The following is a 6,433-nucleotide window of genomic DNA, read 5'->3' on the forward strand; positions in this document are numbered from 1 at the left end:
GCGGCGGTCCGGTCGTCGCCGCCGTCCGCCCCCGGGTCGAGCTGGCCGAAGTCGGGCCCGTCGAGCAGATCGCCGGGCCGGCACAGGTACAGCTCGGCCAGCCGGGCCAGCACCGTGGCCGAGGGCGCCCGGCCGCCCTTGCCCGGCCAGCTCTCCCAGTACGACCAGGTCTTGCCGGTCTTGGCTGGTCCCCGCCCCGGCCAGCGCTCGTTCCACCGGCGTGCCGCCTCCTCCTGGGTCCAGCCATGGGCGAGACGGAACGCCACCAACGCACCGAGCCGATGCCGAGCCTGCAGCCTGCGGGCGATGCGGCGGTAGGACCAGCCAAGTGCCCGCATGCGCCTGGCCTCGCCTCGGATGTGGGTGACCGCGACCGTCACGACGACCTCCGTGAGGATGATCCAACGCCGGCACACTAACCCACACCACGGACACTTTCCGGCGACGATCCCGTCGGCCGGCACCGGCCGCCACGGATTACCGGATGCGCCGGGTACTCGGTACGCCGCCTACTCGGTGCGCCGCCTACTCGGTGCGCCGGGACGGCCGCGCCGAAAGCCCGGACCCGGGCAGCGACATCCGGCGCCGCCAGAACGAGGGCTCCGCGTCCTCGGCCAGGAACGGTCGCTCGGCACGCCGGGCAGCCAGATCGATGCCGCCAAGCAGCAGCAGGCCGACCGCGGCGACCTCGCCGCCGGCGAGCAGCCCGCACACCCAGCCGGCGGTCGGCCCGTAGTGGGCGTCGACCCCGCCGACCCGCCCGATCGACGCCTGGATCGCCAGCCCGATGAGCAGACCACAGGTCAGGCCCGCGACCAGCACGGTCGCGAGCCGGTACCGCGAGCGACTCCCCGCGGTCGCCCGGTGGACCATCGCCACGAGCACGATGCCCGCGACGATCGGCACCAGGCCCAGGACGAGCCACCCGGGCCGCGGCAGCGCGTTCGGGGGTAGCGCTGCCAGCACCGGGAGGTCGGGCAGCTCGGCGGGACGGACCGCATCGACCCGGACCATGCCCGGTCCGGTCCGGAAACCGGGCCCCAGGGCGTAGGCCAGGCCCCACAGCACCAGGTTGGGGACAAGCGCGAGCTGCGTCGCCGCGAGTCCGATCCCACCGAGCACCCCGACGTCGAGCGCCCGCTCCGCCCCGGCCACCTCGGGCAGGGTGGCGGCGAGCACGAGGGCGACACCGAAGGCGGCGATGGCGATCAGCGACGCGAACGCACCCGCCCCGCACAGCAGGGAACTGCGGAGCATCGCGGGCAGCGTGCGCCAGGCGGTCCGCAGCCGGTGACGACCGGCGAGGGCGCCGAGCAGCGCGGCGGGCAGACCGAGCGCGATCGTGCCCAGCGCCGCGGAGAGCAGAGTCGGCCGCGCCGGGCCGGATCGCACGACAAGGGCGACAAGCACGACGAACAGCGTCTGCGCGCCGACAACGCCGACGATGTCGGCCACCACTGTCCCCCAGGGGACGCCGACGAGCGCGCCGCTCCGGCCCCGGTTTTCGGCCCCGCCCACCTCGCCGGAACCCCCGGGACCCCCAGAACCCCCGAGACCCCCGGAACCACCGGAACCGGAAGCCCGGCGCCAACCCGGCCGGCCCCAACCCGGTGGGCCCCAACTCGACGGGCTCCAACCCGAGCGGCCCCGGCCCATCCCACCCCGACCCTCTCCACCCCGACCCTCGCTGCCCCGGCCCGCGCTGCCCTCGCGGCCGCCGCCCTCGCCGTCCCGACCGGGGCGCGGACGCGCGGAACTGATCGGCGCGGGGACGGCCGCCGCCCGCCGATGCGCGGCGCTGAGCGCCGCGGCCAGCGGGAACAGCGCCAGCCCGAGCGGTCGGAAGGAGATGACCCCGTCCGGCAGCCGCAGCGTCGTGCCGTGGGCGACGAGCCACAGGTCGGCGCCGACGCGCAGGGCTGCGGCGGGCCCGGTCGACGAACCGGTGTCCGCGCCCCACACGACCAGGACGATGAACTCGATGAAGACCAGTCCGGCCGCCGACGCGGCGATTGCCGCCGCCGCCGGCCGGCCGACCCGCTGCCACAACCGGTCGAGGAGCTGGCCGGCGGGGCCGGGACGGTGGGGGAAGGCGGGCACGGTAGGACGCTCGCACGCGGCTGCACGCCATCTCGGACAACACGCCGTCCAGATCCCGGAAATGCCGGGAACATCCCGAACGTCCGCGCCGCCCGACCTCGAGCGTCGGGACGCCAGACGCGTCCGCTACCGGTCCGCTGGCGGCTGCTGCCCGTAGGCGCCCGGGGGCTGCGGCTGGCCAGAACCAGGCTGCTGCTGAGGCTGCGGCGCCTGAGGCTGGGACTCCTGGTGCTGGGGCACTTGGTGCTGGGGCACTTGGTGCTGGGGCGCCTGAGGCTGGGATGGCTGTCCATAACCATCCTGCGGCTGGCCATAGGCGGGCTGCTGGACATAGCCCGCCGGCGGCTGGCCATAACCCACGGGTGGCTGGCCATAACCCGCCGGCGGCTGGTCGTAACCACCCTGCTGCGGCTGGCCATAGCCACCGGTGGACGGCGCACCATAGCCGCCCTGCTGCGGCTGACCGTAACCACCTTGAGGCGGCTGTCCGTAACCGACGGGCGGCTGGCCGTATCCCTGCTGGGGCTGGCCGTAACCAGACTGGCCATAGCCGGGCTGGCCGTAACCGGGCTGGCCATAGCCAGGCTGGCCATAGCCAGGCTGGCCGTAACCGGGCTGGCCGTATCCGCCGGTCGGAGGGCCGTAACCGGGGGTCGGCTGCTGCCCGTAGGGCTGACCGTAGGGAGGCTGACCCGGCTGCGGCCAGCCGCCGGGCGCGCCCGGGCCACCCGCCCGACCGCGGCCGGGGATGGCGGCCCCGTTCGCCAGCGCCGCCAGGACGCCGAAGACCGTCTGGGCGATGGCCGCGATCAGCGCGAGGTAGAAGCCGTAGCTCGGGCCGGCGTCCAGCCCCCGCGGCACGTCGGGGAACCTGATCCAGCGGATGAGCAGGAGCAGGGTGGCGAACGCCGAGACGCCCGGCAGGATCCACAGGACGTACATCGCAACGACGTCCGGGATCTGGAGGTTCGCGAACAGGCGCGCCGCGAGCAGACCGGCCACCGCGAGGACCAGCAGCACCGGGAACCAGGAGTTGATGCCGAGCCCCCAGCTGTCCTCGTGCGCCTTCGTGCCGCGACCGAAGAACGAGTAGGTCACCGAATACCAGGGCAGGAAGCTCACGATGAACATGACCAGCCCGGAGGTGATCACCCCGATGTCGTTGGTCGCGACGCTACGACCGCCGATCTGTGCCACGACGGGAACCCCACTTCGTCAGGTCGGTCGGCACGACGACGCCGGTTCGCCCGCGCACCGATCCAGGAGTCTTGCAGTCGTGGGGAGATGAGGGAAGACGTCCGCGTCCCTCACTCCCGACGATCCACGACCCACGACCCCTGGCCCGTCTGGATGACGAGCCACCGCGGGACGCGGAGGCTCATCATCTAAACAGATCTACAACGACCGCATGATGTCAGCCATCAGGCGGGCGGTCTCGGACGGAGTCTTGCCCACCCGCACACCGGCCTTCTCGAGGGCTTCCTTCTTGGCCTGCGCGGTTCCGGACGAGCCGGACACGATGGCGCCGGCGTGGCCCATCGTCTTGCCCTCCGGCGCGGTGAAGCCGGCGACGTAGCCGACGACCGGCTTCGTCACGTGCGCCTCGATGTGGGCCGCGGCCCGCTCCTCGGCGTCGCCACCGATCTCACCGATCATCACGATCGCGTCGGTGCCCGGGTCGGCCTGGAAGGCGTCGAGGGCATCGATGTGAGTGGTGCCGATGACCGGGTCGCCACCGATGCCGACGCAGGTGGAGAAGCCGAACTCACGCAGCTCGTACATCATCTGGTAGGTCAGCGTGCCGCTCTTGCTGACCAGGCCGATGCGGCCGCCGGGAGTGATGTCCGCCGGGATGATGCCGGCGTTGGACAGGCCGGGGCTGGCGATGCCCGGGCAGTTCGGCCCGATGATCCGGGTGGTGCCCTTGGACTGGCAGTACGCCCAGAACTCGGTGGTGTCGTGGACCGGCACGCCCTCGGTGATGACCACCGCGAGCGGGATGGCCGCGTCGATCGCCTCGATCGCCGCGTCCTTGGTGAACTTCGGCGGAACGAAGATCACCGAGACGTTCGCGCCGGCCTGCTCGATCGCGTCCGCGACGGAGCCGAACACCGGCACGCCCTCGACCTGCTGGCCGACCTTGCGCGGGTTCACCCCGGCCACGACGTTCGTGCCCGCGGCGAGCATCCGCTTGGTGTGCTTGGTGCCCTCCGAGCCGGTGATGCCCTGCACCACGACCCGGCTGTTCTCGTCAAGCCAGATAGCCATCGGTTCGCAATCCCTTCGCCCTGGTCAGGCCGCGGCCGCGGCGAGCTCGGCGGCGAGCTTCGCCGCGCCGTCCATCGTGTCGACCGGCTTGACCACCGAGAGGTTCGCCTCCTTGAGGATGCGACGACCCTCCTCGGCGTTGTTGCCGTCGAGGCGCACCACCAGCGGGGTGGTGACGTCACCGACGATCTTCAGTGCCTGCACGATGCCGTTGGCCACGGCGTCGCACGAGGTGATGCCACCGAAGATGTTGACGAAGACGCTCTTGACCGACGGGTCACCGAGGATGATCGACAGACCGTTCGCCATCACCTCGGCGGACGCGCCACCGCCGATGTCGAGGAAGTTCGCCGGCCGCTTGCCGCCAAACTCCTCGCCCGCGTAGGTCACCACGTCCAGCGTCGACATGACCAGGCCGGCACCGTTACCGATGATCCCGACCTCGCCCTCGAGCTTGACGTAGTTGAGGCCCTTCTCCTTGGCCTTCTGCTCCAGCGGGTCCACCGCGGAGACGTCGACGAACGCGGCGTTCTCCGGGTGCCGGAAGTCGGCGTTCTCATCGAGGCTGACCTTGCCGTCGAGGGCGACGACGCGACCGTCGGCGGTGAGGATGAGGGGGTTCACCTCGACCAGGGTGGCGTCGGACTTCACGAAGACGGTCCACAGCTTCGTCAGCAGCTCGGCGGCCCCGTCCAGCGCGGTCTCGGGCAGCTTGGCGGCAACCGCGATCTCGCGAGCCTTCACCGCGTCGACGCCGGTCAGCGGATCGATCGCGATCCGGGCCAGCGCGTCCGGGTTGGTCGCGGCCACTTCCTCGATCTCCATGCCGCCCTCTCGGGAGGCCATGGCGAGGAAGGTCCGGTTCGCCCGGTCCAGCAGGAAGGAGGCGTAGTACTCCTCCGCGATGTTGCTGGCCTCCTCGACGAGCACCGAGTGGACCGTGTGGCCCTTGATGTCCATTCCGAGGATGGCCGTCGCCTTCGCGAAAGCGTCATCCGGCCCGTCGGCCACCTTGACACCGCCGGCCTTGCCTCGGCCGCCGGCCTTGACCTGCGCCTTGACGACCACCTTGCCACCGAGCTCGGTGGCGATCGCGCGCGCCTCCTCAGGGGTGGTCGCCGTCTTCCCGGTGGGCACCGGAACGCCATGTTCGGCGAACAGCTTCTTCGCCTGGTATTCGAAGAGATCCACGGTCCGTCCAGTCGGATGCGGTCGTGCAGGTTGGGTTACGTAGGGGGGCACAGAACGCCTGCGAGCCTACTGACGAGGCGGTTACGGCGCGCGTCACGCGTAGTGCCCCCGTGCGCAGCCGCCGGCGGCGACAAGCCCGGCGACACAGGGGCCCGACCGGTGCCGCCGATGGTGCCATCGCCCGGGCCCGGACGGCCTGGTGCCCACGTCAGGCCCATCGATACAGGACAAATGAGGTGCACATCGCGCCCCGAGTGGCGCTCGCGCGTCGCGCCGGGCCGGATCACGCGCACGAGAAAGGACGCTGAGCGTGACCACCGCACGCGGCAACGCGAGCTGCCGTGGCCGAGGTCACGGAGTTGACCAACGGATATATGTCAGAAATCACACGGGAACAACACCGATCGTGGTCGACCTTCTGGCTGTTCGGGCCGGATCGGCGCGAGATTCACCGCAGCGCGAGGACGATCAGCAGGCTGACCACCGTCAGCCCGATTCCGGTCCAGCCCAGCGCGATCCCGACGCCGGCGAGCCGCCGCCCCCGCTGGTTGTGCCGACGAATCTGAGCCTGGGCCACCGACCCGACCACGATCGCGGCGACGCTGCCCAATCCGAACAGCCAACTCAATGCCAGGACAACCGACAGCAACGCCCGGCCATTGAGGCCGTGTTCCACCGGGGTGGTGGGCGGGAACCGGCGGGCGTCCAGGCCCTCCCCCTCCTCGCCACCACCCACCGTCACGGGAAGTCGGCGTCCGCGGCCGCCCGGGGGCGCGGCCGGCGCCCCGCGCCCCTCTCGTATAAAAAAAATACTCAGCCGCCCATCCAAAAAATTTTTATTTTAAATTAGTTGGCCCTATAATTAAAAAAAATG

At 71.1% G+C, this 6,433-nt stretch carries 6 protein-coding genes; all 6 read right to left on the reverse strand.

The genetic code is table 11. The features are described from left to right. Positions 1 to 338, reverse strand: a 338-nt coding sequence (locus tag ND748_RS22060; protein WP_251747890.1) for a helix-turn-helix domain-containing protein, incomplete at its 3' end; no start/stop codon positions are given. A gap of 187 nt (positions 339 to 525) precedes the next feature. Further along, entirely contained in the window at positions 526 to 2,100 is a 1,575-nt protein-coding gene (locus tag ND748_RS22065; RefSeq protein ID WP_251747887.1) for a DUF6350 family protein, read from the reverse strand. Positions 2,101 to 2,226: 126 nt separating this feature from the next. Further along, positions 2,227 to 3,297: a hypothetical protein gene (locus ND748_RS22070; RefSeq protein WP_251747891.1), complete on the reverse strand. Its 1,071-nt coding sequence runs from the start codon at positions 3,295 to 3,297 to the stop codon at positions 2,227 to 2,229. 198 nt (positions 3,298 to 3,495) lie between these two features. Continuing rightward, the gene (gene sucD, locus ND748_RS22075) at positions 3,496 to 4,368 is read right to left on the reverse strand and encodes a succinate--CoA ligase subunit alpha (RefSeq protein WP_044884242.1); all 873 of its coding nucleotides are present in this window, start codon (positions 4,366 to 4,368) and stop codon (positions 3,496 to 3,498) included. Positions 4,369 to 4,392: 24 nt separating this feature from the next. Further along, on the reverse strand, positions 4,393 to 5,559 hold the full coding sequence (gene sucC, locus ND748_RS22080) for an ADP-forming succinate--CoA ligase subunit beta (protein ID WP_251747888.1): 1,167 nt from the start codon (positions 5,557 to 5,559) through the stop codon (positions 4,393 to 4,395). Between the two features lie 448 nt (positions 5,560 to 6,007). Continuing rightward, on the reverse strand, positions 6,008 to 6,301 hold the full coding sequence (locus tag ND748_RS22085; protein WP_251747889.1) for a DUF4190 domain-containing protein: 294 nt from the start codon (positions 6,299 to 6,301) through the stop codon (positions 6,008 to 6,010). Between the last annotated feature and the right edge of the window lie 132 nt (positions 6,302 to 6,433).

It is taken from the genome of Frankia sp. AiPs1, assembly GCF_023716945.1.
Classification (GTDB): Bacteria; Actinomycetota; Actinomycetes; order Frankiales; family Frankiaceae; genus Frankia.